General features: G+C 66.2%; 36 protein-coding genes. 2 read left to right on the forward strand and 34 right to left on the reverse strand.

Translation table 11 applies throughout. The features are described from left to right. Positions 1-584: 584 nt before the first annotated feature. Positions 585-3524, reverse strand: a complete 2940-nt coding sequence (locus ACO0LU_RS12940; protein WP_424791761.1) for a tape measure protein — start codon at positions 3522-3524, stop codon at positions 585-587. A 43-nt stretch (positions 3525-3567) separates the two neighbouring features. Between ACO0LU_RS12940 and ACO0LU_RS12945 the strand changes: the two genes are divergently transcribed. Next, a complete protein-coding gene (locus tag ACO0LU_RS12945; RefSeq protein WP_424791762.1) occupies positions 3568-3762 on the forward strand; it encodes a hypothetical protein in 195 nt (64 codons plus the stop codon). Between the two features lie 355 nt (positions 3763-4117). On the opposite strand, the gene ACO0LU_RS12950 is transcribed toward ACO0LU_RS12945, so the two are convergent. The 14 genes from ACO0LU_RS12950 to ACO0LU_RS13015 all read right to left on the reverse strand — a co-directional run bounded on the left by ACO0LU_RS12950 (position 4118) and on the right by ACO0LU_RS13015 (position 13840). Then, a complete protein-coding gene (locus ACO0LU_RS12950) occupies positions 4118-4750 on the reverse strand; it encodes a hypothetical protein (RefSeq protein WP_424791763.1) in 633 nt (210 codons plus the stop codon). Between the two features lie 108 nt (positions 4751-4858). Then, positions 4859-5383 (reverse strand): hypothetical protein, encoded by a 525-nt coding sequence (locus ACO0LU_RS12955; RefSeq protein ID WP_424791764.1) that lies wholly within the window; start codon positions 5381-5383, stop codon positions 4859-4861. A gap of 3 nt (positions 5384-5386) precedes the next feature. After that, positions 5387-5554, reverse strand: coding sequence for a hypothetical protein (locus ACO0LU_RS12960; RefSeq protein ID WP_424791765.1), 168 nt, complete (start codon positions 5552-5554; stop codon positions 5387-5389). Between the two features lie 69 nt (positions 5555-5623). Next, positions 5624-6052 (reverse strand): hypothetical protein, encoded by a 429-nt coding sequence (locus tag ACO0LU_RS12965; protein ID WP_424791766.1) that lies wholly within the window; start codon positions 6050-6052, stop codon positions 5624-5626. Beyond that, positions 6049-6441, reverse strand: a complete 393-nt coding sequence (locus ACO0LU_RS12970; RefSeq protein WP_424791767.1) for a hypothetical protein — start codon at positions 6439-6441, stop codon at positions 6049-6051. The genes ACO0LU_RS12965 and ACO0LU_RS12970 overlap by 4 nt, the downstream gene beginning before the upstream one ends. Beyond that, entirely contained in the window at positions 6429-6878 is a 450-nt protein-coding gene (locus tag ACO0LU_RS12975) for a DUF6093 family protein (RefSeq protein WP_424791768.1), read from the reverse strand. The genes ACO0LU_RS12970 and ACO0LU_RS12975 overlap by 13 nt, the downstream gene beginning before the upstream one ends. After that, on the reverse strand, positions 6863-7264 hold the full coding sequence (locus ACO0LU_RS12980) for a Gp19/Gp15/Gp42 family protein (protein ID WP_424791769.1): 402 nt from the start codon (positions 7262-7264) through the stop codon (positions 6863-6865). Before ACO0LU_RS12980 ends, ACO0LU_RS12975 begins: the two co-directional genes overlap by 16 nt. Before the next feature lie 20 nt (positions 7265-7284). Next, positions 7285-7611: a hypothetical protein gene (locus ACO0LU_RS12985; protein ID WP_424791770.1), complete on the reverse strand. Its 327-nt coding sequence runs from the start codon at positions 7609-7611 to the stop codon at positions 7285-7287. 17 nt (positions 7612-7628) lie between these two features. Next, on the reverse strand, positions 7629-8540 hold the full coding sequence (locus ACO0LU_RS12990) for a major capsid protein (RefSeq protein WP_424791771.1): 912 nt from the start codon (positions 8538-8540) through the stop codon (positions 7629-7631). Positions 8541-8590: 50 nt separating this feature from the next. After that, positions 8591-9211 (reverse strand): hypothetical protein, encoded by a 621-nt coding sequence (locus ACO0LU_RS12995; protein ID WP_424791772.1) that lies wholly within the window; start codon positions 9209-9211, stop codon positions 8591-8593. A gap of 61 nt (positions 9212-9272) precedes the next feature. After that, the gene (locus ACO0LU_RS13000; protein ID WP_424791773.1) at positions 9273-10232 is read right to left on the reverse strand and encodes a hypothetical protein; all 960 of its coding nucleotides are present in this window, start codon (positions 10230-10232) and stop codon (positions 9273-9275) included. A gap of 3 nt (positions 10233-10235) precedes the next feature. After that, the gene (locus ACO0LU_RS13005) at positions 10236-11747 is read right to left on the reverse strand and encodes a phage portal protein (RefSeq protein WP_424791774.1); all 1512 of its coding nucleotides are present in this window, start codon (positions 11745-11747) and stop codon (positions 10236-10238) included. A gap of 22 nt (positions 11748-11769) precedes the next feature. Beyond that, a complete protein-coding gene (locus ACO0LU_RS13010) occupies positions 11770-13386 on the reverse strand; it encodes a hypothetical protein (RefSeq protein WP_424791775.1) in 1617 nt (538 codons plus the stop codon). Beyond that, complete coding sequence (locus ACO0LU_RS13015; protein ID WP_424791776.1) at positions 13379-13840, reverse strand: hypothetical protein; 462 nt, start codon at positions 13838-13840, stop codon at positions 13379-13381. Before ACO0LU_RS13015 ends, ACO0LU_RS13010 begins: the two co-directional genes overlap by 8 nt. Positions 13841-14680: 840 nt before the next feature. On the opposite strand from ACO0LU_RS13015, the gene ACO0LU_RS13020 reads away from it, so the two are divergent. Further along, positions 14681-14890: a hypothetical protein gene (locus ACO0LU_RS13020; protein ID WP_424791777.1), complete on the forward strand. Its 210-nt coding sequence runs from the start codon at positions 14681-14683 to the stop codon at positions 14888-14890. A 242-nt stretch (positions 14891-15132) separates the two neighbouring features. Here ACO0LU_RS13020 and ACO0LU_RS13025 read toward each other — a convergent pair whose 3' ends face one another. The 19 genes from ACO0LU_RS13025 to ACO0LU_RS13115 all read right to left on the reverse strand — a co-directional run bounded on the left by ACO0LU_RS13025 (position 15133) and on the right by ACO0LU_RS13115 (position 25663). Then, positions 15133-16101: a hypothetical protein gene (locus ACO0LU_RS13025; protein ID WP_424791778.1), complete on the reverse strand. Its 969-nt coding sequence runs from the start codon at positions 16099-16101 to the stop codon at positions 15133-15135. Next, positions 16098-16364, reverse strand: coding sequence for a hypothetical protein (locus ACO0LU_RS13030; protein ID WP_424791779.1), 267 nt, complete (start codon positions 16362-16364; stop codon positions 16098-16100). The genes ACO0LU_RS13025 and ACO0LU_RS13030 overlap by 4 nt, the downstream gene beginning before the upstream one ends. Beyond that, positions 16357-16656 carry a hypothetical protein gene (locus ACO0LU_RS13035; protein ID WP_424791780.1) on the reverse strand — a complete coding sequence of 100 codons (300 nt, stop codon included), beginning with the start codon at positions 16654-16656 and terminating at the stop codon, positions 16357-16359. The genes ACO0LU_RS13030 and ACO0LU_RS13035 overlap by 8 nt, the downstream gene beginning before the upstream one ends. Before the next feature lie 89 nt (positions 16657-16745). Further along, a complete protein-coding gene (locus tag ACO0LU_RS13040) occupies positions 16746-16979 on the reverse strand; it encodes a hypothetical protein (protein ID WP_424791781.1) in 234 nt (77 codons plus the stop codon). After that, on the reverse strand, positions 16976-17227 hold the full coding sequence (locus ACO0LU_RS13045; protein WP_424791782.1) for a hypothetical protein: 252 nt from the start codon (positions 17225-17227) through the stop codon (positions 16976-16978). The genes ACO0LU_RS13040 and ACO0LU_RS13045 overlap by 4 nt, the downstream gene beginning before the upstream one ends. A gap of 331 nt (positions 17228-17558) precedes the next feature. Next, complete coding sequence (locus ACO0LU_RS13050; RefSeq protein WP_424791783.1) at positions 17559-17738, reverse strand: hypothetical protein; 180 nt, start codon at positions 17736-17738, stop codon at positions 17559-17561. After that, positions 17735-18157 carry a hypothetical protein gene (locus tag ACO0LU_RS13055; RefSeq protein ID WP_424791784.1) on the reverse strand — a complete coding sequence of 141 codons (423 nt, stop codon included), beginning with the start codon at positions 18155-18157 and terminating at the stop codon, positions 17735-17737. Before ACO0LU_RS13055 ends, ACO0LU_RS13050 begins: the two co-directional genes overlap by 4 nt. Positions 18158-18326: 169 nt before the next feature. Continuing rightward, positions 18327-18704: a hypothetical protein gene (locus ACO0LU_RS13060; RefSeq protein WP_424791785.1), complete on the reverse strand. Its 378-nt coding sequence runs from the start codon at positions 18702-18704 to the stop codon at positions 18327-18329. Next, on the reverse strand, positions 18697-19116 hold the full coding sequence (locus ACO0LU_RS13065; RefSeq protein ID WP_424791786.1) for a hypothetical protein: 420 nt from the start codon (positions 19114-19116) through the stop codon (positions 18697-18699). Before ACO0LU_RS13065 ends, ACO0LU_RS13060 begins: the two co-directional genes overlap by 8 nt. After that, entirely contained in the window at positions 19109-20395 is a 1287-nt protein-coding gene (locus tag ACO0LU_RS13070; RefSeq protein WP_424791787.1) for an AAA family ATPase, read from the reverse strand. The genes ACO0LU_RS13065 and ACO0LU_RS13070 overlap by 8 nt, the downstream gene beginning before the upstream one ends. Then, positions 20392-21285, reverse strand: coding sequence for a hypothetical protein (locus tag ACO0LU_RS13075; RefSeq protein WP_424791788.1), 894 nt, complete (start codon positions 21283-21285; stop codon positions 20392-20394). The genes ACO0LU_RS13070 and ACO0LU_RS13075 overlap by 4 nt, the downstream gene beginning before the upstream one ends. Beyond that, entirely contained in the window at positions 21286-21465 is a 180-nt protein-coding gene (locus tag ACO0LU_RS13080; RefSeq protein ID WP_424791789.1) for a hypothetical protein, read from the reverse strand. It lies immediately after the preceding gene. Positions 21466-21611: 146 nt separating this feature from the next. Further along, a complete protein-coding gene (locus ACO0LU_RS13085) occupies positions 21612-21818 on the reverse strand; it encodes a hypothetical protein (protein WP_424791790.1) in 207 nt (68 codons plus the stop codon). Continuing rightward, complete coding sequence (locus ACO0LU_RS13090) at positions 21815-21967, reverse strand: hypothetical protein (RefSeq protein WP_424791791.1); 153 nt, start codon at positions 21965-21967, stop codon at positions 21815-21817. The genes ACO0LU_RS13085 and ACO0LU_RS13090 overlap by 4 nt, the downstream gene beginning before the upstream one ends. Positions 21968-22025: 58 nt before the next feature. Further along, on the reverse strand, positions 22026-22295 hold the full coding sequence (locus tag ACO0LU_RS13095; protein WP_424791792.1) for a hypothetical protein: 270 nt from the start codon (positions 22293-22295) through the stop codon (positions 22026-22028). Next, the gene (locus tag ACO0LU_RS13100; RefSeq protein ID WP_424791793.1) at positions 22292-22588 is read right to left on the reverse strand and encodes a hypothetical protein; all 297 of its coding nucleotides are present in this window, start codon (positions 22586-22588) and stop codon (positions 22292-22294) included. The genes ACO0LU_RS13095 and ACO0LU_RS13100 overlap by 4 nt, the downstream gene beginning before the upstream one ends. Positions 22589-22591: 3 nt before the next feature. Beyond that, positions 22592-22882: a hypothetical protein gene (locus tag ACO0LU_RS13105; RefSeq protein WP_424791794.1), complete on the reverse strand. Its 291-nt coding sequence runs from the start codon at positions 22880-22882 to the stop codon at positions 22592-22594. 43 nt (positions 22883-22925) lie between these two features. Then, positions 22926-25451, reverse strand: a complete 2526-nt coding sequence (locus tag ACO0LU_RS13110; protein WP_424791795.1) for a DNA methyltransferase — start codon at positions 25449-25451, stop codon at positions 22926-22928. Next, entirely contained in the window at positions 25448-25663 is a 216-nt protein-coding gene (locus ACO0LU_RS13115) for a hypothetical protein (RefSeq protein WP_424791796.1), read from the reverse strand. The genes ACO0LU_RS13110 and ACO0LU_RS13115 overlap by 4 nt, the downstream gene beginning before the upstream one ends. Between the last annotated feature and the right edge of the window lie 38 nt (positions 25664-25701).

The following is a 25701-nucleotide window of genomic DNA, read 5'->3' on the forward strand; positions in this document are numbered from 1 at the left end:
CGTGCGCCCCAAGTTCGCCCGCCGTGTCCACGACGAAAACGAGCCATTCGCCTGGATGTGACGCCGCTCAAGGTGAATCGACTGATACGGAGCCGCCGTGGTCGAGTTATTCGTCCACTCCAACAGCGCACGGGTGTAGTTCTGCTGCGGATACACGAACGCACCCGACTGCTGCGCCGGCGGATTAATCCCACGCGCCGGCACCGACACCGACCCCGACACCGACGCCGTGGAACCGCCAACGATCGTCACACCGGACAGGGACGCGTTGAACGACCGTGACACGCTCGACCCGTACTGCCGCGACACACTGATCGTCTCGTCATACACAAGCGTCCGGTTACTGCTGGACCACGACGACGACGAACCGTGGCTGATGCTCACACTCGTGCTACGCGACGGCCACGACCCCGACACGCTAAACGAGTTCGAAGAGTCAGACGCAGACCGGCGCGTCGCCGCCCAAATCCGCAACCGCAACGTGGCGGACGCGGACGACAGCGACCGGTCAACCCGCCACTCCAGGCGCAAACCATTCTGGCCGGACAGGACCGCCGTGCCCAGTGTCGTAGACCCGAGACCCATCAGCGACCACCACCAGTCAAAGCGCGACCGGAGCGGCGGGTGCCGGACATGGAGGCGGCTATGCGCCCGTCGATCCGGCCCTCAAGGCCGTTACCAAGATCCAGCGTTCCCACGATCCGCACGCCTTCCATAGAGGGAGAAGAAACCCGCACCACCGGAGCCACGGACGGCCGCGCCGCATACGCCGGAGTTCCACCCCCAGCGAACCCACGCACGCCGGACCTAGCCCACGCACGCATCTGCTCCATCGCCGCGTGACCGCCCGCGCCACGAACCTCCGCCGCGCTCCACACGTGCTCGTTGTGGGACAGCCGGGCGGCAATCGAGTCCGACGTCTCCGAGCCGGGGCCGAAGACGGGGCCACCAGAGGCGCGCATCAACTCCGCGCCGACCTGGACGCGCTGGTTGTTCAACTGGCGGATGCGGGCCTGGGCGGCGGCGATGTTGGCGGTCACGTTCACGCTGTACGTCTGGCGGCTCGCCCAAGCGCCAAGGCCACGAACAGTGCCGCGGGCCGGGCCGTCGTTAGCGTCGAGCAGTGTGCGGGTTGTGGTGCGCTCCCACCTGCCCGTCTCGCGGTTGAAGACCTGCACAGCCCGGTTCTCGTTCAGGTCCAGCAGCGTCTCGGTGGTAGTGCGCTCCCACGCCCCGGTCTGCTCGTTGAAGATCTTGACCGCCGGGCCAGGGTCGGCGCTGAGCATGGTGTCTGTGGTAGTGCCTTCCCAGTCGCCCATCAACGCCAGGGCCTCGGCAATGGCCGGGCGGGGGTCCACGTCCAGGTTCGTGTCAGTTGTGGTGTTCGAGAAGTTGTCCACCAGCGCTTCAAAGCCGGACCGGGCGGGCATGTCATCAATGTCCACACCCGGACGGCGCGCACTCTCTACCCCGTCCGCGAACGCTTCCCCACCCTGCTCGCCCCGGTCGCGAGCAAGGCCGGCCAACTCCACGAACTCGTCGTCCGTCATCGATACCAGCAGGGCCGCGGCCTCGGCTGAGTCCATGCCGCCCGCGATCAGGGCGTCAACCATCTCGTCAGCGGCGTCCCACATGTGCCGGGGGAGCAGGTCCCGCGCCCGCTCAGTGGCGCCGATGATGTTGGACTCCCAGTTGTTGTGGGCGTCGATCTGCGCGCTCAGTGCGGCGATCCAGTCCTGCGCCGATGCGGTGGCATCCTCGGAGAATTCCTTGGCCGCCGCCGACGCTGAGTCATAGGCGTCCATCACGTCACCGAAGGACTGGCTGGCGCCGATCGCCATCTCACGCCACGCCTCGCGCAGTTCGCGAGCGGCCTCCTGGTTCTCGATCCAACCCTGGCGCATCTCTGCCAGCGCCGCGTCGGCTTCGCTGATGCCGCCACGAGCCATCTCTGCGGCATCGTCCAGCGCCATCAGGGCACCCGTGGCCTGCGGCATCAGTTCACTTAGTTGTTCAGCGGAAAGCCCCAGACCCTCCAAGAGCACTCGCACCATATCCCCGTGCCCCGAGTCCACCAGGTGGGCCAGCGCGGCGTCGGTCTCAGCGACCGCGACCTCGGTGTCCTTCATCCAACTTGGGATGCCAAACGATCCGAAGAATGCTGATATCGAGCCCGCCAGGCTCGGGTTAGCCAACCGCTCCAAGGCCTCGCCGAGATTGTTTGACTCGATGGTCACTCGGTCGAATCCCCACGTAGCCATCTGGGAGAAGATTTGGTCCATCTGAAGGTTGGCCAGGTCGTCGCCAGCGTGGTAGATGCGCTGCATCGATCGCGCAATATCTTCCATGTCCCGAGGAATCCCAGGATCATGCACGGCTGCGGAGAGAGCGCCAACCGCCGCGGTAACGCCAGCGATGACCACCCCCACGCCCGCCAGCCGGGCGATGGCGCCAGTGAACCCGCCGATCGCTCTCGACCAGACAGGGAATGACCTCGCAAGGGTCTCTAGGGAGGTCCGGAACTCCACAATCCGCGGGACCGCCAACAGCAGCGACCCCGCAGTTAGAGTCGCGACACCACCGAGCCCGGTAAGCGCCGCTCCGGTTTGGATCAACCCGTCAGGCAGGCGCATGAAGAGACGCATGGCATCGGCCAGGCTGTTCAGCCAGGTGATGAGCGCGCCGCCGCCCTCGGGGTCCACCAGCGGGGCAGCGATCGTGGCCGACAGGTCACGCCATGCAGCCTTCACTCGGTCAACAGCACCCTCGAAGGTCTCCCGGACGTTCGCGGCGGCGCCGCCGAAGTTCTCATTCAGGCCGGCGACAAGCGGGTCCCAGATCTGCTCAACCGGGATGCCACCCGGCTTCATTGCCATGTTGCGGATCTCCTGACCGGAGACACCCATCTGCTCGCCCAAGATCGTCGCCATGTCGATGCCGTACTGGCCGACCTGGTTGAGCGTTTGTCCAGTCAGGCGCCCTTGCGACTGCATCTGCGCAAGCGCGTAGACGATGCTCTCGATGTCAGAGTTCGACCCGCCGACCGCAGCGACGGCATCCTGCACTCCATCGAGGATGGGGATGACGCGACCGGCCTCGACGCCGAAGCCGATCAGTTGCTGTTGGGCGGTGATCCACACCTGGCGGGCGAACGGGCTCGTGGAGGCGAAGTGGTCCAGGCGGTCCATTTGCGCCGCCGCTGCCTCGGCGGAACCGAGCATGGTCGTGAGACCAGCCGTGGCCGTCTGTCGCAAGGTGTTGTACTGGATCCCGGTGTGAAGGACGGCGGCGCCAAGGCCGGTCACGGCCGCGCCGACACCAACCAAGGTGGAGCCGACCGTGGTCCACTCCTGGCGCTGGAGGCGGGCCGACTGTGCCACCCGGCCTGCAAAGGTGTCCGCTGCCCGCTCACCCTCGCCGGACTTCTTGACCACTTGGTCCAGCGACGAGGCAGCAGACGAGATCTCACGGTTGAAGTCGGTGACCTCGGCCCGGAGGCGAACCGCTATTGAGCGAGTGGACACGGAATCACCCCCGTCCGGCGTCGAAGTAAGGCAAACTCAAGGCATGGACACACAGAAGAAGCAGCGAAAGGGCGGGGCAGAGAAGGCGATCGCATCCGGGATTGGGGCGCTGATCGCCATCAGCGGCACCATCGCCGCCGTCAGCAACATCGAAACCGCAGCACTCGGGATCTTCGTCGCCTTATTGGGGTTCGGCGTGTTGATCTATGCGCAGTTCTCCGGACGCATGGACCGCTAACCAGCCCGCGCCTTGCCGACCTTCCCCCTGCCCCGCCGCTTCCGTGGCGGTTTCGGGTTGCGCCACACATAGGCCAACTCGCCCGGTTGCGGCTTGTGGTCATCGCCGGGGTGGTTCGCGGCGCACGCCTGGCACGTCACCGTCTTACGCTCGTACCGGCCATGATTGGCCTCGTCGTGGGCCTCGTCCATGTGCTGCCCGCATCCGCCCGGACACAGCCCCTCCTCGTACAGTTCCAGGGCCGTGGTGAGCAGGAAATCGACTTCCGGGTCGCGAGGTAGGCCAAGGTGCGCGCACGGGTACGCCCCGTATTTCCTGCCCGTGCGCAGCACCGTAAGCCAGTACGGGTGATGCCTCAGCGCCCGTGAGAGAAATCCGGCCTCACCGGAGCCTTCGCCGCCACGGTGTTGGCGCGTTGAGCGGCTGAGTAGATCGCATCCACCGCCGGCTCGTTCGCCTCCATCAGCGCTTCCAAGCCGCCGGCCGTCACGCCCTTGGGGTACACCACCTGGTCAGCGAGTTGGTGCAGCATGACCGTGCGGGCGAAGTCCTCACGCTCGCGATCGCTCGCCTTCTTGCCGGGCCGGGTCACGCCCAGTTTCTCTAGCCGCTTCTCGATCTGGCGGCGCCGGGCCGTGGAGCGACCCTCCACAATGAACAGTCGCCGGGAGGCCTCGAACTCGACCTTTGCCTCTTCATACTCAGCCACTAGTTCGTCGGTGTCCTGCCCGGTGCGCTCGGCGTCCTCGATCCGCATCACCAGCATGTCCATGCGGGCCAGCAGATCGGGGCGTGAGGCCACCCTTACGGCATGGCGGTTCGGGCGGGCGCCCTGTACGAACTCGTCGAAGTCGAAGTCTTCGGGGGTGAGGTCGGCGGGGATGTCCAGGATCTCCGGTTCGTCCGGGTCCGGTGCCGCCTGGCCCAGGGCCTCGTCCTCGATGGGTTCGGCCTTCGCTTTGCGGGAGCCGAGGGTTTCGTCAGTCATGTCAGGTCCAATCGTCAGATGCGGTCAGGTCCAGGCGGTCAGGTCCGGTTGGTGACCCCGGCGGGGCGGGGGACCTGACCCCAGCCCGCCCCGCCAGGGCGTCATTGGTCAGACGCCGACCGCCGCCACGTTGAAGTACGTCTCGAAGTCTTGAACCCCGAGCGGCACAACAACCTTGATGAACCCGTCGTTCGGGTCAGACGGCTCACGCGGCACATCGGTCTGCACGACCCCGCCCCAGCGAACCTCATCGTCGTCCTGCCAGTCCTCATCCGGGTCCGGACCCTTCCGCACGAACAGGCCCACACGAGTGCCCGGCTCCCGCACGGCAGCGAAGGTCGTCTCGCTGGACGACTCCGCATCAGGGCGGCCAGTCTCGTCCAGGTCACGCAACACGGTCACCGAGGCGTTCGCGTTGCGGCCGGCGAAGTTCGGCCACTGCCCCTTGCTGCCCAGCGGGGTGTCATTGTGCGTGGTCGAATCCGTAGCCGTGGCCTGGAAGTCGGTCTTCAAGATGTCGTTGTGGATGTCGAGCCCGGCGTTCAGGTCTGCGGCCGTGACGGTCAGCAGATCCTCGGGCGGGTCGAGCACGAGCGTCACCTTCTGCGACGCATCAGCGGCTGTGTAGGCCATCGGTCAGTTCTCCTTCTTCTTCTCGGCCCCGCCGGTAGCCGCCGGGGTGTCCACCTTTTTGGTGGGTGGGGTCTTGCGGAACGGCCGGCCGAGCACCTTGTGCCCGAGCCAGTGCTCAGGGATGCGGACCTTCTTGCCGTCCCTGCTGCGATACGCAGTGGTGTGCGCCATGTCAGCCCTCCTCGGGCATCTCGGTGAACCCCAGCGCCAGGCGGCACAGGGGACAGATAGAAACGGGGCTCAGCCGGCCCGTTGCGGGGTAGAGAGCAGGTGGAAAGCGTCAACACCAAAGATCGGGTGCTGACCCGTCGCAGTCACCCGCACATCACGGTCCTGGTCGGTCATCTCATGCCGCAGAAACTTGACCGTCGCCTTCCTGTCAGGCACCACCAGGCGCCGCGGGCCACGACCAGGTGACAGCACCTCACGCACCGCACCCAACAGCCCCAGCGCAGACGCCGGAGACGTGCCCACAGACCGCACCTGCAAGTCATGGTCGATGGAATCCAACCGCTCATTCAACGGCCGCTCACCAGGCCGCCCATACCCCGGCGAGATCAGCACATACGGGTACCGAATACTGTTCGGCTTCGGCACCGAAATGATGTATACGGTGAATCCGCGCTCAGACTCAATGAGAGCCTTCATCGCGTTCAGGTGCGCCATCATGGGCCAAGCGCCAACTCTGCCGCGAGGTCAGCCAACGCATCGGCGAACTTCGGCGCCTCACGCTCCAACGCGGCTGTTGGGTCTTCCACCGTCCCGGCTCCGAGGGAATCCCCGAAATATGCGATATTGGCGAGCGAGCCAGGGGAGCCCTTCTCTGGGCCGATCTCAGCCTCATACGCCCCACCAGGGGACCGCATGTCATACGAGATCCCGCGAGCCACCGGGGCGAAGTGCCGAGACTTACGCATCTCCGCTTGCAGGTCGTTCTTGATCTGCACCGCCCCGCGCTCCACCACCGGGCGCACATGCCGCGACAGCCGCGAGTCGATCCGGCGCATATCCTCAGCCAGAGCCCGCACCTCACTGGCGTCGATGCTCACCCTTCCCACGGCGGCACCTCCAACCCCACGTTCAACTCCGCATGAATCCGATACGCCGTCGCATGCGACTTATACGGCGCCTGCACCGTCAGCCGATACGACTGACCCACCAGCAGCGGGTCACGCGACTCCAGCACCGTCACCACGTCCTCAGGCATCACCCGAGTGGCACCCACGGGGATATCCACCCGAAGACGGTTGATGATCTGCGTCAACCCCGCAGACTCACGCTCCTGCTCAAACGCCTCATAGGTCTGCACCTTGCATTTGCCGAAGTGCGGAGCCAGGCGGGGGTCGTAGATCACGATCAATCCCGGCTCATCCTCGAACGTCTCCGGGTCCGTGACCCCGTTTCCCACTGGCCGGCGGATCACACACTGGTCGGTCATCAGCCGCTCGGCCGCGATCCGGCCCGAGTACAGGGCCGCGCTCACCGACGAGGCCACAGCGCCCTCCGGTCAGGCTCGAAGCCTGGGCGAGTGGAGAACCCGCCAGCGCCGGCGTGGGGCAGCAGCATCCCCCACTCGGACTCGGTAAGGAACAGGTCACCGCGGGCTGCATCCTCGGTCAGCCCGTAGGAGTAGTCATCGATCCGTTCGTTCTGCTTGCCGGTCGGGTTGAGCGCCTTGCGCACCACGGCGTTCGTGGTGACCATGGCGACGATCTCAACCGTGGGAGGGCCGGCCGCGATCCGCTCGTCAAGGTCGGGGATGCGGGATCGGATGATCGCCTCAACGTCACCGATCCAGGCGTTGACTTGCTTGATCTCGTCAGGGTCGGCGATGGGGCGGCCAAGCCGGTCCGCAACGTCGGTTAGATTCGCGAAAGACATGACCGCCCCACCCCCTCTACTCAGCCCGCCGGGGGCGTGTCAGACACCGCGGTCTCGCCGGTGTCGTAGTTGTGCGTCACGTAGACGGTGGTGCCGTCCGGGCCGACGCGCTCGTAAGTCTCCGAACGCGTCCCGGTCGGGGTGTTGTCCGGCACTTCGCCGGACTTCACCACCGCGTTGACCGTCTGGTGCCCATCCGCGGCCGCTGCGGCCTTGTCTGGGCGCGCACTGGATGCGCGTTCCTTCGGGTCGTAGGTGTCCGCCGGGGCGTCCCCGGGGTCGGTGGGCTGCGGCTTGGTCACATCGTTCGACAGCCGCGTGGTCTTGGGCGCTTTGGTGCGTGCCATGGTTACCCCTCCCGTTCTCAGTTGGTGGTCACGCCGCGCAGGCGTGCGGCGGCCTTACCGCCCTGGACAACGAACCCGGTGTAGAAGTCGATTCGGGTGCGCACTGCGGGCTTCTCGTCGAGTTCACCCAGGTAGTACGCCTGGAGCCCACCGTTGGTGATACCCAGGACGCCGGACACGCCGATGCCCGAAGCGAACTTCACGGCGTACAAGTCGCCGCCGTTGGTCGGGTCAACGCCGAGGATGGCGCGACCAGACCAGTGCTCGCCCGGATCGATGAAGGGCACACCGTTCCAGGTGAACTCCCGCTTGCCCGTGATCTCGGAGTTGATGTACTCCGCGCCGCCAACCTTCCGGCCCAGCGACTTCAGGCGCGAGATGATCGTGCCAGGGCCGTAGACCACATCGGGAGCACCGCCGGTGACCTGGCCGAACAGGGCATCCAGTTCGTCTAGGAACGCCTCTTCGGTGGCAGGCGCGACGGAGTCGATGACCTGCCCGCCGATGAGTCGCTTGCGCAATCCATCGAACGACTTCGGGTCAACCTCAACGTCTCCGTTGAACATGGTGTCCACGTAGGTGGCCTGCGCGGACTCCAGTTTCATGCGGACTTGATCGGCCATGAGTACCCCTCGCGAGGACTGCATGGTCTTCTCGATGAACTGGTCCACGTCGGCGTCGCCACCGAGGATCACCAGACGTTCGGTGTCCTGGTTGATCACGCCGGTGGACTCCACGTACGCCTCGTTGACGGTACGGAACGCGGTGCCCGGGAGCACCTTGTCCTTGTCGTAGGCGTAGGCGTTGCCCTCGATGTTCTCGAAGGGCAGGCGGTCCCACACCTGGGACACTTCTACAGCAGTTTCCAGCGCGCCCCGGCGGACGGGAGACGTCTCCAGGGCGGCTGCCTGTGCGAGGGTGACGGCCATGGCCGATCACACTCCTTTCATTGTTGGTGCCGCCCCGGATGGGTCGGCGGTTACTTACGGGTGTTGCTCATGGCGTCATCGAACGCCTGGGCCATGCGGGGAACGCCGGGCAGCGCCTCGGCGCGGACGGGTTCGCCCCGGGCGCCTTGGGTGAGATCCGGCTTCGGAATGCCCGAACCCTGGCCACCGTCCTCGCTGGGAGCGAGTCGCTTGGCTAGGACTTCCATCGCCTCGGCATCCTTCGCGGTGCCAAGAAGTTCGAGGTCTTGCTCGTCGGTGATCTTGTGCTGGTTCGCCAGCCGCAACAGCGCGGACTCGTGCCGCATCGTCGCAACTTGATCCTGCAACTCAGACAAGAGGTCTTTTCCGTCGTCGGCAGGTTCGGGCTTCACGCCGAACGCCTCAGCAATGGAGGACTTGAACGTGTCGAGTTCAGCCTTCAACTGCTGCCGCTCAGCGCGCTCTCTGGCCAGGTCGGACAACACGGACTGCTTGGAATGTTCGGACTTGAACCCGTTGCCAGTCGCGTCCGCGTGAGGCTCAGGTTCACCCGGCTCGCCTTCGGGCTTCGGGGGCTCGGTGGGCTTCGGGGTGGTTTGCTGCGCCTGTTGTTGCCTGGGCTGTGGCGTCCACCCGGAGGTGGCCGGGGTGAGCGAACGTAGGTTGTGCATGGTGGCGATCTCCCTCTCGGAGTCATAACCCAGCGACCTCGCGCCACTGGGAGTCTGTGTGTCAGCGCCAGATGTAGCCGTACTGGCGCAGCAAGTCCTGCATCCGGTCCACGTTGCCGTCGGCGATCTCGACAATGGATTCGGGCATTAAGCGGGGCGTGCCACCGGATCGGCGGCCGTATATGCCGCTGCGCGTGGCGCCTTCGGTGGTGGTGCGCAAATGTCCGGGTTGCGCCTTGGACATTCCCCGGCGAGCATTGACAACCTGCGTGGGATCGGCGCCCGCTCGGATCGCCTCGGCACCGGCCTTGGTGAAGATCCGCTCCTGCTCAGCCTTGGACAGTTCCTCGAAGTACTCTTCGGGACTGACTGCATACCCTTCCGCTTTCGCCGCCAGGTCGGACATGTCGGGACTCACTGGCAGGTGAGTGCACAGGCAGCCGGGGTGGCGCTCGAATGCTTGCCGTGATGAGTAGGTGCGGCCGGCGAGGATCGCGCACCTGGCGCATGCCCCGGGTTGGATCGCCCGGACGAACGAGATCCCACCGCGGGTTGCTCCGCCGACAACTTCGCCGGCTCTGATGGTGTCAGCGAGCAGCGTTGTGGTCGCCATGGTGATCCACGCCAACCCAGCGGCCCTGGCCTGCTGCGGCGTCAATCCGGACCCAACTGCGCTCTTGGTGCGAGTCACCGCCCCATACATCAGCCCCTCGGCGGTGCGCCCGTCCCCAGCCACACCGACCAGCGAGTTCGGGTTGACCCTGCCAACCGGCGCCGGTGGTGGCCGGGTGAACGCCTGGTCCATGTAGTCCGGGATGAACTCCCCAGCCAACTCGGCCACCTGATGCTGCGTGGCGCCAGTGGTGGTCAGGATCGCCGTCCCCACGGACTCCCACGACGCGTCGAAGTCGTCCCCCGTGCGCCGCCACTGCCTGCGCACCTCGGCGACCGCGCCGCGGGCCATGCGTCGCTGCTCTCGCACGTAAGCGGCGTAGGGTGCCGGCAGATTCTGGGCCGGCACGGACTACTCGCTATCGCGGCGAATCGTGATCGGCTGCACGCCCGGGCGGAACCGGATGCCCGCCAACCCCGCCTGCTGCGCGGCGTCCTCTGGCTCAACGCCGGCACGATACAGGGCGGCCATCGCATCGGCGCGCTTCTTGACCTCATCCGGGTCCAGCGCAGACACGGCCCCTGTGTCCTCGCCGCGGTGCAGGAAGGATAGGTCTACGGCGGACTCCTGGGCGACTTCCTCGGCCAGGTACTGCCGCTCCTTAGCCTTCCTGGGTTCGGTCCAGCCCATCTCGTCCCACATGCCTTCGCGGGAGATATCCCGGGTGGCGCGCAGTTTCGCTAGCGCATCCACCCGCTGGGCGATCGTCGGGGTGCCGGGGTCGAAGTAGTCAACCCGCACCCGGTTACCTTCGACCCACTCACCGGTGGCGAACCGCAGGGCTAAGGCGCCGATCCAACCGAGCACCATTCCCTCCGCTTCGTTCTTATCCTCCACGCCGTTGATCAACTCGATCTCGTCAGCGCGGACCGTGCCTTCGGCGGGCGGGTTGGTGGTGTTGATGCCGAAGTAGCGCGCTGGGAACCCGTAGGACAGGGCCGCTTGGCCGCCGTAGATGTTCAGTGCGGTCTCGAAGTTCTTCAAGTCCGCGGCCCGGAACTGTCCCCACTTGGCGTCCTTGTCGGTGAGCATGTTGATGACGTCGTAGTACGCCTCGAACATCGAGATCGGCTTGCCGTTCTCATCAACGAAGTCACCGGACTGCACACCGGTGGCCCACTTGCCAGGCACACCGTGGCCCTCCTGGGCGAACTGCAGGTTCGTGAGCGACCGGGCCACCGCATCGGTTAGGTCAATAACGTCGGTCAGTTCCGACTCGCCCTCAAACCCCGCACCGGACAGTCGCTCGTTGAGGTGCATCACCACGGGCACGGAACCGAGGCCGTGGGAGTCGCGGTCCTGCTCGCGCCACTTGCCACTCTCGTCTTTCTCGATCCAGACCGTCTCTTCCGGCAGATACAGCGTGACGTTCGTCGGCCCCATGCCAAACGCGTCCTTGCCGAAGAACCGGGCCGCGGCCGTCATCGTCTCGGTGCGGGTGTCCACCAACGCTTCCATCTCACGGGGGGACTCCACGCGCACCAGCGGCAACTCAGGGTTGTGTTCGTTGGCGCCCACCGACATGTAGGCACGCCCCGAGATCAGCGCATCGCGCCGGAACATCTTAGTGTGCGCCGTCAGGTTCGACGCATCCCAGATCGCCCGCAACCGGGGGTCCGCCTGTTCTTCCCCAGGAAGGATGAGTGCCCGCACCTTCTGCCGGCCAGCAATGGTCCGGACAACGACCCGAGGCCAGTTCGCGAACACCGTGAACCTGCGCATGTTCGGTGGGATCGCCATGCCCAGGTGCTCCAGCGTCTGCCGCAACCGGTAGTACCGGTAATGCCGCTCATCCTCCCAGTACCGGGCGTCCAGTTCCGCCTTCAACTGCTCCACTATCTGAATCTCGGAGGGTGTCAGCATGCGGTTCCCTCCATTCAGTGGGTCAGCGGGGCAGCCTGAAGTACTTGGGTCCGGTGTCAACGCCCCAGCCCAGGGCGCGCATGTCGGATGCGGCTTCGTGAGCCAAGATGTCGGCCATGAGAATGTCGATCTTCTGATGCTCAGATGGCTTGCCGAGCATGTACTTATCGCCCGGCTTGGCGACCTTCCGGGCGTTCAGCGCGTGAGTCTTAGCGGTCTCGTCACCGTCGTGCGTGGTCAGCCCTTCGGCGGTGTCCTCCAGGAACCGGGACAGCGCATCGAACATGCGGGGCGGGGAGTTCGTGTGCCACAACGCCACCACGTCATCACCGTGTGCCAGCGCCCACTCGTCGGCCTGCGTCTCCCAGTGCCGAGGGTCCACATAGAACCGGCCCACCTTGAACCGGACGAACATCTCCGCAACGGCAGCGTTCACCTCACCCCGAGGGATGCGCCCATTCCACTCATCCGGATTCCAGAACGCCGGCCGCGCATCCGGCCCATAGGTCGGGGTGAACCGGTACCCGTCGCGAGTCTCCAACCGCAGCGCCGTCCAGTCGCCCGACCGAGAGCCGTCGAACCCCATCGCCACCGCAGTGCCATCCGGCACCGACTGCGGCGCCGTGGTCTCATCCCACAGCGCCTCCGGCATGTACGAACCCAAGCCCTGCACCAGCATGTTCCCGTAGAACCGCTGCGCCTGTGCCGGGTCCGTCGTCACGATCTCCGCCGCCTCGGCCTCGATCGCGTTCAGGTCCGCCCACGGCGAACCCGCATACACGTAGGCCAGGATCTTGCGGCGGTCACGCTTCAGTGTGAAGTCCAGACCGTTCGGCGGCTTGCGGTAGAAGCGGAAGATATCCCCGGCCCGCGACTGGTAGGTCTGCTGCGCGGCGCTGTTGTCCATCGGATCCCACGGGTTCGTGATCTCCAACCCGCGGCCACCCATGCCCGCCAACCCGCGGCGCATCGTCTGCCACACCTTCAGCAACTTGCCCACGTACAGCCCGGACTCATCCGCCAAGGCGAAGTGGATCGGGTTACCCAACTTGCTGTTCGGGGCAGATGTAATCGGGTCGATCCGCCCGTTGTTCGGTGTCCGGATGAACCCTTCACGGACCTTCATCTGCTCACTGAGCGGGCCGCGTCGGATCATCTCCTGCAACGGGCGGTAGACGTTATCGGTCTGATCCTCAGCCGTGGCAAGCAACTGGATCGTGGACATCGGCCGCGGAATACCCATCGGCTCGCCCGGCTCATACACGTAGGACCAGCCGCACGAGCACCCGTGGTCCTCACACCGGTAAACCTCGCCACCCTCAGCCCAGCCGGCGAAGATGCACGGCCCGACAGCCTCAAACACGGTGATCGACGCACCCCACGGCGACTTACCCGTCTTCTGCGGACCAACCACCAGCCCGCGCCGGTTGGCGAACATCGGCGCACCAGCCGGTCGGGAAGGGGTGAACTTCGCATCCCGCTTCACCCGGTAGAAGTTGACCGTGCACCACAACTGCCAGCCGTCGTGAATGAACGGGTCGCCCATGGACCAGCCATCAGCGACCTTGCAGTGCGCCTCGATCCAGTCCGCGCACAAAAAACCAAGGCTCGGGAAGTCCACCACCCACTCGTCAGCCACCGGGAACAACCTTCATCCGGTCACGAGACGACTGGCGCGGCTTACCCTCCTCCGGCTTCTCGGCGGCACGCTCGGCAACCTCATCGGTGGCGACCTTCCAGCCCATCTCAGCCAAACCAGCAGTCGTCATCCCGATCTGGTCAGCGAACCGATGCAGGGACGACTTGTCAGCAGCCGTGGCCTCGTCACTCTCGCAGATCACGAACGTGCGCACCCACATCGCAATCGTGTGAATCCGCCACATCTCAGAGGGCATCGACCAGGCGCACGCCTGCGGCGTGGACCACGCCCACTCCCACAGCGCCTGCTCGCGGTCAGCGACGAGTGCCGTCATCTCGTCATCGACAACCTGGAACCTGCGCTTGTCCTCGTGCTCCCAGCGCAGCACGCGCCGAGGCATCAACGGAAACTCCGGCGCCGCACCGTCGTAACCCTCGGCCGGCAACGCCGTCAACGAGTAGCCACGGCGGTCAGAACGGCCAGACTCCTCGTCCGCCTTCGGGCCGGACCTGTTACGCCTGCCTCCACTGGTCATGGTGATCAACTCCAAGTTGGCATCGCGCCAACATCGGGGGTCGGCGGGCATCGCGCCCAGCCGGCGAATATCAGGTGAGAACTTGGGGAACCCTTTGCCGAACCGGGGGGCGAAAGGGTTTGAACCCTCCGCACCATTTTCTCCCCTCCCCGGCGGTCAGGGGCGGGGGCGGGTCGGGGTCACCCCCCACCCCTCGATTGACCTCCGCTTTACCTTCGGCGTCGGTTCGGGTCGGTCGCTGCCCGCCCACCTTCGGCGGTGTTGCAGGCTACGGTTTGTGGTCCGATCCAGCGCGTTCGCTCTTCGTTGTGCCCGAGTTGCCACGCTGTTCCGGTGATTCGTTGTCCGCATCCGTCTGCGCAGTAGATCGCTTCGCCTGCGTCGATGCGGGCTTGCCACCTGGCCCTCTCCCTACGGTGGGGGGCGCCGTACCCCCGTGCGGTGGGGGTGCCCCTGCGGGCCTCGTAGGCGCGGGCGTGGGCGGGGCAGTAGCGGGTGCCTGGTGGTAGTAGGTGGGGGCAGGGGGCGGTGGTGCCGTTGGGGTGGGTGGTGGTTCCGGGGCACCGGTGGCGGGCTGCCATGGATGTGTTCACCTGCCCTGTGTGCGTGTGCTGGGTGTGCGCGTGGCCCCGTGTGGGGGCGTGGCCTGCGGGGGTGCCACCTATGGGGCTCCCGCGTCCTGGGTGGGGTGGCGCCCCAGCGGTAGGTCGGTGACCCGTTTCGCCCATATGCTGCCCGTGGGGTCGCTACCGTGGTGCGATGGTCAACGATGATTACGTTTCGAAGGATCGCGTTCGTGAGGTTATCGAGGCGATTGAGGCTGAGTTGCGCGACATTCCTCGCCGGAGCAAGGCTGCGGGGGACCGTGGTGTCGGATTGGACGTGGAGGCTGGCGTCTACGCGGTAGCGCTTACCGTGCTCCGTGGCCTGCTGTCTGATGGCCCTGTGGAGATCCCACCGATTCAATAGCCCTGTCCCGGAGGTGCTCCACTTCGGCGATCATGCCTCGCAGTTTGGCGATCTCGTCGGCGGTGAGTTGGTCGGTGGGGGGCATCGTTGGCTCCTGGGTGTTGTCCTGGGCATGAAAAAGCCCCGGCGGTAGGCCCTATGGCCAGTGCCGGGGCGGTGGTGGCGCATCGTGCCACCGGACTACTTGGGGTCGCGAAAAGCCCGCGAACGTTGGAACTCACGTTAGCACCCCCCATCACGACTCAGCCAGCCTTTCGCCCCGGCCGCGTGTCGTCGGCCCTGCGCTGCACCAACGCCGCCAGGTCCCCGACGCGGTACAACGCCAGCCCGCGCACGTCGTGACCCCTCTCTGGCATCATCCTGGGTTCCCCAGCCTCAGCCCGCTCGTGGTCGCGCATCAGCCACCAGCGCCACGTCGGGGCGGGCACCTCGGGGAACACCAGCCGGCGCGCGTCCTCCAGCGTCAGCAGGTGATCGGGTCGGGCCTCTGGCAGCGTCCGGAGGCTCTGGCGATTCATGGTCATCCACCAGTCACGATCGCCCCAGGTGACCCCGCATCCGGTGCAGCGCAGCACGTCCGATAGGCCACGGTGCTCCGGCTCGGTGCCCGTGCGGGGCTGCCAGTGCTCGTCTGCCCAGTCGCGCACCACTTGGCCGCCGCAGTGCACGCAGGGGCCGTTCTGGCGCTGTGGTAACAGTCCTGCGACCTTGCGGGCACCGTGACGCAACTGGCGCACCTCGCTGCGATAGTCCTCCCACGCACTGGCCTCAGGGTTGTGCGCGGCCCACATCAGTGCACCCTTGATGACCTCGCCAGCATGATCGTGGTCGTCCAGCGTGCGACTAGTGCCCTCTGCGAACATCTCTGCCCAGGACCACAGCACCTCGATTACGTCCAGTGGGTGAGCGATGCCGTCCCGAGGCCCATCGCCACCACCGTCTGACGGGTCACGGTCATACCGGATCGCCGGGACGAGGGAGCGGGGCTGGTGCTGCCAGTGCCCCAGCGCGTCAGCAATGTCGTCCACCACCCGCCGCTCGTAGTCCAGGCACCCGTCGCAGATCAGCAACGCGGTCCCGGTGGCGTGCAGCCCGCGCTTGGTGTCGGTGACGATGCACGACGCGGAGACGGCCTCGCACTCGCCGCACGCCCAGCGCTCAGTCTCGATGGCTTCGGGCCGGTGGGTCCATTCGTGGCGGTGGTGGCTCAATGGTCCTCCTGGGTGGTGAAGATGGGGCCGGGCACGACGACGGCGTACTCGGCTTCCCATCCGGTCACAGAGTGGGAGTCGCCTTCGCTGATGGTGGAGTCGGAGATGTAACCGGTCGGGCGAGCAGGCTGCAGTCGCACGACGTGGTAGTCGGTGGGGGGCAGGCCGGCGGCGTCTGCGATCCGCTCAGCAGCGGGGTCGAGTTCGGGGACGGTGGGGGCGATCGCGATGAACTGGGCGAGGGGTTGGCGTTGGTCACTCACTGATGTCCTCCTGGCGGTGCGCTCGGATACGGTCTGCCATCTCGGGCCAGTCGGTGGCCTCGAATGCGCCGATGAGGCTGCGGGCTTGGAGGTCGCGCCAGGCTGTGCGTTCTGCCTCGGCCTCGTCAGGTGGGAGTTGCGCCCAGGCTTGCCTGAGGTGGTAGCCGATGGTCTGTTTCTCGGCTTCGCGGTAGGCGGCGAACTCTGCGATGGGGACTGTGCAGTAGGCGCATTTGGTATTGAGGGGTGGCGAGGTTGTGTGGCAGATGGGGCAGGTGCGCTCGTCACTCACTGGCTTCCTCCTGGTCGCGCTTCCTCTTGCAGATCTCCACGAGCGAGAGCACCGGGTGGTGTTTCCGGCACCGCTCGCACCAGTACGGGTCAGTCATCGTCGTCTCCCCAGTCGTAGGCGTCGGCGTCGCGGGCGACTTCGATTAGCCCGCGGCGGGTGATCCAGTCCATGCCTTCGGAGTAGGCGATTTGGATTGCGGTGCCGTCGTGGTCGGTGTGGACTTTGAGGATGACGAGGACGTCTGAGACGAGTTGGTCGGGGCCGAGGGTGGCGACTACGCCTCGGGCGTCGATGAGGTCGCCGATCGGTCTCTGGTCGCTCACCTGGCCTCCTGGTGCTGTAGCAGGTGCGCGTGGACGTCCGTGGGGTCGAGTCTGGCCACCACCACGCGCTCGGTGACGATGGCGATGGGGACGGTCTGCCGGCAGTCGGGGCAGGTCCACTCGGCGTGCGCGGTGGGTGGGGTGTCGTCGGGGCTGGGGTCAGGGTTGCGGCGCCACGTGAGCATCCCGAACATCGCCGGGATGCAGATGGCTAGCGTGGCCCAGAGGAGCCATTGCGAAGCGCTCACCACCCCACCTCCGTCATCGGTTCCGCAACCGGCGTGGGCATCGGGCCGAGGTCGGTGGTGCGGAACTTGACCTTGTGCGTGCCGGCGAGCGACTGCCGCAGCGCGTAGTCCATTGCGTGTCTCCAGGTTTCTTTCTGTGCCACGTGGATCGTGTGGAGCGCCTCTGCGACCCATACCCAGCCGGGGTCTGGGTCTGCCGGCTTGCGCGACACCCGCCATTTGCGATTTGCGGGGACAGAATCACACGGGTGTAACTCAGTGGCGGGTCGGGGGTCCCGTTCGCCCCTGGCCCGGTTTCTGTCACTCCTGGCGGGGGTTTTGGTCGTGTCGGTCATCGCTTCTCTCCCGGTCGGTAATCGCTGTGGTCCATCGGGCAGGTGCGCCGGTCCGGGTGGCAGTCCGGGCAGTGCGGCAGCAGGCACACCTCGCACGACTGGCACCCCTCGTGACCTTCGTTGCGGGCGAGGGCCTCTCGTCTCCGGCGGGCCTTGCGGCGGGTCTTGGCGCTCATTGCTCCTCCTTCGGGTAGGCCTTGGGTTCGCTGAGCCATGCGTCCAGGTCGTCCCGGAGCGACCGGGCGGCCTCCTCATCCAGCACAATCGAGGCGTTCACCTTCTCCACCGACGGGCGAGCGGTGCCGTCGCCCCAGAAGTTGAGCGCACACTCGGCGTGCAGGTCGAGGCGCACCCACGGGCCCTTATGGTCGTAGGCCCCATCGGACGGGTCCTCAGCGGTGAGCCAGTGGCCCGGCACGCACCACCCGGGCATCTCAGCCAGCCCGATCATGGCGGGAAGTTCGGCCTCACCGGTGAGGTTGGGGTAGTGGTTGGACCACCCCTCGGCGTAGGTCAGGACGTGGCCGCGTTCGGGCTGCGGCCGTTCGTCCAGGTAGTCGGTGCCGATGTGGCACAGGGTTGCCCAAATGCTCATGGTGTCTCCTCCAGGTGGTTGGTGTCGCAGTTGGGGCAGGCGGCGACGGCGTAGTCGGGGTCTCCCGGCTTGCCTACTCGCCGTAGGTCGCGGATGCGGCGCTGGTCGCAGCAGTGGCATTTCCGGGAGCGTTGGGCGATTGGTCGCTGGGTAGGTAGCGGCCCAGGCATCAGAACCTCACTTCCTGGTCGGTCAGCACCAGCCGGATGGTGTGGTGCCCTCTCGGTGCCTTGCCGGTCTCGCGGCGGTAGTCGGGGCCGATTACGTGGTCGGAGTTGTCATCTGGGATCACCCCGGCGTCCTTGATCCCGTCGATGCAAGCCTTCACCGAGGGGGCGGCGTTCTCGGGGTCCGCTTTGGCTGCGGTGGGGTAGCCGATGAACGCGGTGATGTGCACCCGCTGGAACCTGGGCAGGCGCTCGGTGCGGGCGCTCCATGCTGCGAGTTCGCGGACGTAGGCGGTGCGCCGGGCTTTCGCTGCCCAGTGGTGGCGCTGGTTCGCGGACAGCCACCAAGTGTTGGCGATGGAGATCGTCAACTCAGCCACCCCGCACCTCCTCGTACGTGGCGCCATCGAGGATGCGTCGGAGGTCCTCGGCCATGCCCTGCGGGACGCCGAGCACGGAGCCTGCCCACCACTCCTGGAGTAGCCCCACCTGCTCGATGACTATCTGAGCGGCGTGGGCTTCGGTGGCGTAGGTCCGCTCGTAGTGCTCTTCGGCGGCAATGGCCATGAGCGCCACCGGGTAGCCAGGCTTGCTGAGCAGGCCGCCGGTGATGTGGTCGAGCAAGCAGGACAGCCGCCACCCGAGATCGTCATACTGGGCGTCCTTCTCGACCACCTCCTGCTCCAGCGCCACGGCGATGTTCCGGGCGCGGTCGGTGGCGGCTTCGGCTTCCAGTGCCCGCCGCTTGTAGCGGTTCTTCTCCTGGCGAGCCTTTTCTATGCGGTCAGTCACGGTGGCCTCCTGCGGCTCTGGTGCGGGTGTCGGTTTCGCGGCGGTTGTTCTTGAGGCGTAGCCAGTCCATGGCCGTGCCGTCTTCCATCCAGGGCCAGTCCCCGCCCATGCGCAGGGTCCGGGGGATCTGCCGGCCACGGATGCGGGACCCTCGCCAGCGCCACAGTTGCGCCAGCGTCCCGGTGTCGTCGTCAGGGTCCGGCCCCAGCCCGACGCCGAACTCCGGCCAACCGAGTTGCATGGACGATCCGCGGGGGCGCAGGTTGCGGCGGGAGTCGTGACCGCCGGCGTGGGGTGCGTGGGCTTCCATGAGCATCGCTGGGCCGTCCGGGCGGTCCCTGATGGAGTCCAGGGCTGCGATGACCGGGGCGGCGTCCTTGTCGTTGTTCATGCCCTCGGGGCTGAGCTTGTACAGGGGTCCGATGGCCAGGGCTCCGGGTTGGTAGTCGTCGATGAGCCCGTGGACGGTGGCAAGGTCGCGCTCTTTGGTGATGTCCAGTCGGCCGGTGCAGTGCAGTCGGATCGCACCGGCGGGGTTGCGGGCACCGAACCGTGCTGCCTGGTGGACCATGGCGCGGGTCTCCCACTTCCACTGGTCCTCGTCGTTCTCGGTGTCCACCACAAGCACGTCCACCGGGGCGATCTCATCGAACGTGAACGGGTGGATCCCGGCGGCGGCGCAGATGAGGATCTGGCGGAACAGGGTGGTCTTGCCGTAGCCCTCTTCGCCGGTGAGGATGAACCGGTCCCGGCGGGAGAGCACGTCGGGGATGACCCATTCCACGGCCTCGTCGGGGCGGGCGAGGATGTCCGCCAAAGTCGGGGCCTCGGCGGCCTGTGCGTAGTCGGAGGCGATGCTGTCGAACTCGTGGCGCACCGCAGTCATCTTCTCCGCGGCCGTCATCTCCGCTGAGCCGGAGAGTTGCACAACCCGCTCCCCGGCGGCTCGGATGCGGCGCGACTGCCCGGCGTCGGCTACTTGGCGGGCGTAGTAGTCCACGTTCGAGGCCGTGGGTGCGGCGTCGATGAGTTGGTGGAGTTCCATGTGGGTGCGGATGTTCCGGGACAGAACCGCGTCGGCTTTGACTGCGGGCCACAGGGTGAGGGAGTCGATCTTCTCCCCGGCGGCGACCTTGCCCACGATGAGGGAGTACAGCCCGCCCAGGACGGGTGACTGGAAGTCTCCGGGCGCGACGTGCTGGGCAGCCTCCCGGGCCTTGGTCGGGGCGGCGAGTAGGGCGCCGATGATCGCCTTCTCGGTTTCCACGATGTCACTCATGCGTTGTCCAGCCACGAATTGGTGCCGCGCTGTTGCGGCGCACCTTCGGCGGCCTTGGATAGCCAGGTGCGGAACGCGGCGTCCCAGTTGCGTGCCCGACGGTCGTGGGTGTCAGCGTGGTTGCGGAAGCGGATCGCCTGAGCGTCGATGTCAATGCCGTGCTGGTTAGCGAACTCGTGATGCTTGGCGGTCGGCACCCAGGAGGCTGGCAGTGGTCGCTCTGGTCGTCTCCTGCTGGCCTTCGCTGCGTCGTCGTCGTCCGGTTCGTCGGCCGGAAGGCCGTGGAGATAAGGAGCAGGAGCAGGAGCAGGAGTAGGGGGTACCGAAACCGATCCCGAAACCTTGCCGTGCGTTTGGGCCAAACCGACCCCAAACCCATGGGCAAACCCATGCCCAAACGGGTCTTCGGGGGTGGGTAGTTCTTTGGCCGAAACCGAGGGGTGGGTTAGGACCTCTTGCACCCGCTTGTCGTCCCAGCAGGCGAGGTCCGGGTGCTCACTCTGCTCCCGCTTGAACTGATGGACGACAACCTCCCGCAGCGTCGAAGACGCGACTGAGGCGTAGGCGGTGACGGCCGATATGGCCATGCGCGGCTGCTTCATGAGCCCGTCCCAGCGGATCCAGGACCGGATCAGCACCTCCTCGGTTTCGGCGTCGATGACCAGGAAGTGGCGTGCGACGAGGCAGTCGGCGGCGGCCTGGATCGCCTCCTTGGTCCAGCCCGCAGCCAGCCCGGTGAGCCGTGCCGGGCGCCAGTCGTGGACCCCGCAGTAGGTCAGGTCCGGCGAGGTCCACAGGGCGAGGTACAGGTGCTGTGCGGGCGGCGGGAGTTTGCGGAAGCTGGGGTCGCCCCAGATGGTGACGTTGACCCGGGCGTGGTCGCGTGCCATTCAGCCATCACCCGCCACCGGGTCGCGCCCGTCGAGCACGTCGCGGATGTTGCCGAGTGCCCGCTCTACGTGGTCCTCTGCGTCGGCGACGGTGACGTGCCCGGCGATGGACTGGATGAGCAGAAGTTGCTGGATCGGCGCCAGGGCTGGGTATGCGGGGGTAGGCTGAGGTGCAGCCATCACGGACTCCTTGTCAGTCGTGTTGGTCAGGCTCCGATCGGTGTTTCCACCACCGCTCGGGGCCGTCTTTATTTGTCCCTCTATCGTACCGCGTTTCCTTTGGATTCCCGCGGACCGTCGGCCTTTATCCACAGCCTTATGCACAGTCACGCGGCCACCTCATCTGCGTCTACTACGCCCACCTCGGCGATGAGTGCCGGCCGGTCCCCGTTCTGGAATTGCCACGTTGGCTTGCCGGTGGCGTGCAGCCCGTTGATTATCAGGGTGACCATCAGCGATTCGCGGGCTTCGGCTTTGATGGCTTCGAGGGTCTGTTCCTGGTCCTCGATGGGCCAGGTGATGCGCAGGTTCACGTCGCGACCTCCAGTCGGGCCGCGCTGAGGTGCACTGTGCGTCCGTCGTCGAGGCGGATGACGCAGATGCGGCCGTAGGGGTTGTTTTCGGTGCGGATGATGTGTCCGGTGTGGCCGGTTGGTGTGGTGACGACGGTGCCGGGGGTCATGGGGTGCCGCCGTGGTCTCTGGCGATGCGGGCGGCGTAGTAGGGGCACTCAGCGCTCATCAGTCGGCCCTCTCGGTGTAGGTGGTGGCGAGGTTGCGTAACGCGGCCTGCGCCTCCTCGATTGCCAGGCTGTAGACCTCGCGGTGCACCTGGGGCCATCTGGCGGTGCCTTCGCGCTGCGGGCCTTCGGTGGCCCCTGATAAACGGTCCGCCGCATCGGTGAGTGCCCGTGCCTGCGCCTCGCGGATGACCGGCATTGCGTCGAGTTGCTCGGCGGTGGTCAGGGTGTCCCCCGCTTGCGGGACGGTCGGGCGGTCGGCGGCGGTCATTGGGCCACCTCCTCGGGGCTGAGGAAGTCAGCGAGGCGACGGAGCTGTTCGGCGATGTTCGTCCGCGTGCGCTCATCCGGGAGCGCGTCAGCGATGTAGTAGTAGTGCAAGTTCTCGCTGAGGTGGCCGAGCGCGTCAGCTTCGGCCTCCCAGCCGAGCAGGAACCGGGCCTGCCGCTCACTGTCGGTGCGGATGAAGTGCTCACCGAGCGCGGCCCAGTTGAACTCGATCTCGGTCTTGACGTTGGCGAGGCGGTGGTCGTAGCGGGTGCGGATGTCGATCTCGTCGTCCATTGGTCAGTTCTCCTTGGTGGTGTCGGTGGGGGCCGCGAGAGCAGCACGGACTTCCCTGGCGGCGGTGGCCCAGCAGTAGCGGGCGTTCTCGTCTCGGATGCGGTACTCGTCCAGTTCGCGCTGCCACTCGTCGGCGAGCGCTTCGACGGCGGCGAGGCGGGCGCGGAGGGCGCGGAGGGCGCGGACCTCGGTGATGAGGGCGTCTTCGTCCAGCGCCTCGCACAGACGGCAGATGTGGTCCTCGTCGGGGTCGTGGCTGCTGTACTCGCCGTGGCGGCTGATGCATGCGCTCATTTGTCCTCCAGGGCGTCGGTGATCTGGTCGTCCCGGTGCTGGGTCATGACGCAACCTCCAGGTCGAACAGAGTTGGCATGTCGCGTTGGCGCTCCTCGGCTTGGAGGTGCTTCACGCCGTCGAGGAAGTAGCCGGTGTTCAGTTCGGCCCCACGGCCGCGGCGACCGAGTTTCAGGGCCCGTAGCGGCACGGTCATCAGCCCGCTGAAGGGGTCGTAGACCTCATCGCCGGGGTTGGTGTAGCGGGTGATGAGCCGGTCCACGATGTCGAACTGCAGTGGGCAGACGTGCATCTGGACGTTGCGGCGCTTCTGCTCACCGTTGAGGGTGAGCATCCGGTTCACGTCGTGCCAGACCTCGGGGTGCCAGGAGCCGGGTGCCAGGGACATGAACGTGGCCGGCAGCGCCCCGCGACCTTCCAGTGCCTCGCCGACCTTGATGTGGGCCTCGTAGTCGTATACCTCCCGCAGCGTCTGTTCGGTGAACAGCCGGGAACGGTCCTCCACGGGCAGGGCGGCCAGTTCGTCCGGGGTCAGGTGCCTGTTACCGGATGAGCGCCAGAAGGCGTGCGCATCGACCTGCCAGCGGGCACGGGTGTAGTCGGCCTTGTCCTTGACCACCGGCACGTCTGCGTAGCCCTTGGTGCGGTCTGTCTGGGGCTTGTGGAACAGCAGCACGTACTCGGGGGACCCGACGCCCATCTTCGTGCCGTCCTTGGCGTTCTCGGACCACCCCAGCCGGTAGGTCTGGTTGTTCTCCCGCACCACATCGGTCACGACGGTGATCATTCCCATGTAGTCGAACCCGTGCTTAATGCCGTGGTAAATCGCTTCGGCGTGGAACGGTGACACGGTGGGGATGCCTGCGCCGGTGACGTTGCCGAAGTTGATGCGGTCCTTGACGTGGCAGGCGTAGATGCGGCCCGGTTTGAGCACCCGGAGCAGTTCGGGCGTCAGGTGGTCCATCTGGGCCCAGAAGTGGGCGTTGTCGTCGGTGTGGCCGAAGTCGTTGTAACTCGGGGTGTATTCGTAGTGGTTGCTGAACGGGATTGAGGTCAGAACCATGTCCACGCTGTTGGTGTCCATGGACCTGGTTTCGGGTACGCAGTCGTTGTTCGCGGCCAGCCAGCCCTCGCCGGTGGCCTCGATGCGCTCCACGCCCATGGAGCGGGTCAGCGCTCCGGCTATGGCCTCAGGGTCAAGCCCGTACTCGCGAATGACGGAGGTCATGGTGTCGGATAACTCCTCGTGCTGGTGCCACTTGTCCCGGATCGCCTGCATGACCTCCGATTCGGAGTCCGCATAGATCAGATGGGTGCGAGTGGGCCGGGTTTGGCCGAACCGGTGGATGCGGTGAGTGGCCTGGATGATGTCGTTGAACTTGTAGGTGATGCCCACGAACACGGCGGTGTTGCACTGCTGCAGGTTCATGCCCTGCCCGAGCATCACCGGCTTGCCGATCAGGGCGTAGGTTTCGCGGGCTTTCCACTCGCCTAGCCGCCGCTCTGTCTCATCGGGATGCAGCGACCCATACACCGATGAGTAGGTGATGCCCTCGGCTTTCAGTGCGGCCTCTATGGCGGCCTGTTCGGCGTTCAGGTCGCACCAGAGCACGATCTGGTCCCCGGGGTTGTCCTGGCGATGCTCACGAACGATGCGCATCATCTGCTCAACGCGCACCGGGAGGGAGTCGCGCTTCTCCCGTGCGGCCTCTTTCAGTCCGAGTGCGGCGTTGCGGAACAACCCGCCTTGGCCGTCGCGGTCGAAGGTGTCGTCGGTCAGGTCGATGGACACCTTGTGCTCGTGCAGGTGCCGCTCGGGTAGGTCGTACCCGGTGGCGTCGTGGCCCAGGTCCGCGGGGGATTGCACGAACGCGGCCCAGGTGTTCAGCCACAACCAAAACTCCTGCTCTTTGTGCGGGTACAGTTGCAGGTTGTTCGCCTGGGTTGAGTCGCGCTGGAAGAACCGGGTCAGCGATTGGCCGGTGTCCATGATCCCCAGGTACCCGGCGTAGTGGATCAGTTCCTTGTGCCGGTTCGGTGACGGGGTGGCGGTGGCGACGAACCGGTAGGGCACGTCCTCGAACAGGGCTAGGAACGTCTGGTAGGTCTTGGACCCATATGAGCGCAGCACCGACGCCTCATCGAGGCTCACGGCGTCGAACAGGGTCGGGTCCAGGCGGCCGTCACGCACGCTCTCGTAGTTCGTGATGTAGATGCCGGGCCCGTCCACTTCCTCATCGCGACGGATGAACCGGGTTTCCAGCCCCAGGTGCTGCCGGGCATCGTGGGCAAACTCGATCCGCACGCCCAGCGGGCAGATGATCAGGGCCCGTTCCCGGCCGGACTTCGCCAGCGTCAGCCGCAGCGTCTCTAGTTGCATCACTGACTTGCCCAACCCGAACGCGGCGAAGATTGCCCGGCGCCCGCCCTTGGCGGCCCAGCGCACGATGTCGGACTGGTGCGGCTTCAGGGACGGGTGGACCTCGGCCGGGTCCACGTCGAACCCGATAGCGGTATCGAAGTTGACCTTCTCGCGCAGGAAGTCCTCGTAAGCCAAGGTCGCGCTCATGCCGGCACGCTCGCGATCCACACGAGTGCGTAGATGACGGCGACCCAGGCCAGGACACCGAGCGAGCCGGCGAGTAGGTGGCCGAGTGTGCGGGCGGGGTTGGAGTCGCGGCGGTCGATGGGGCGGTTTGGGCACTGGAGTTTCGCCATGTCACCAGCGCGGATCTCTGATGCTGTGACGATGTGCTGCACAACGCCGTCAATCTCATACAACGGGTGATTCGATGCGCACCTACCCGCGTGCCGGATCG

Source organism: Pseudactinotalea sp. Z1748 (assembly GCF_049725185.1).
Lineage (GTDB): Bacteria > Actinomycetota > Actinomycetes > Actinomycetales > Beutenbergiaceae > CALKWS01.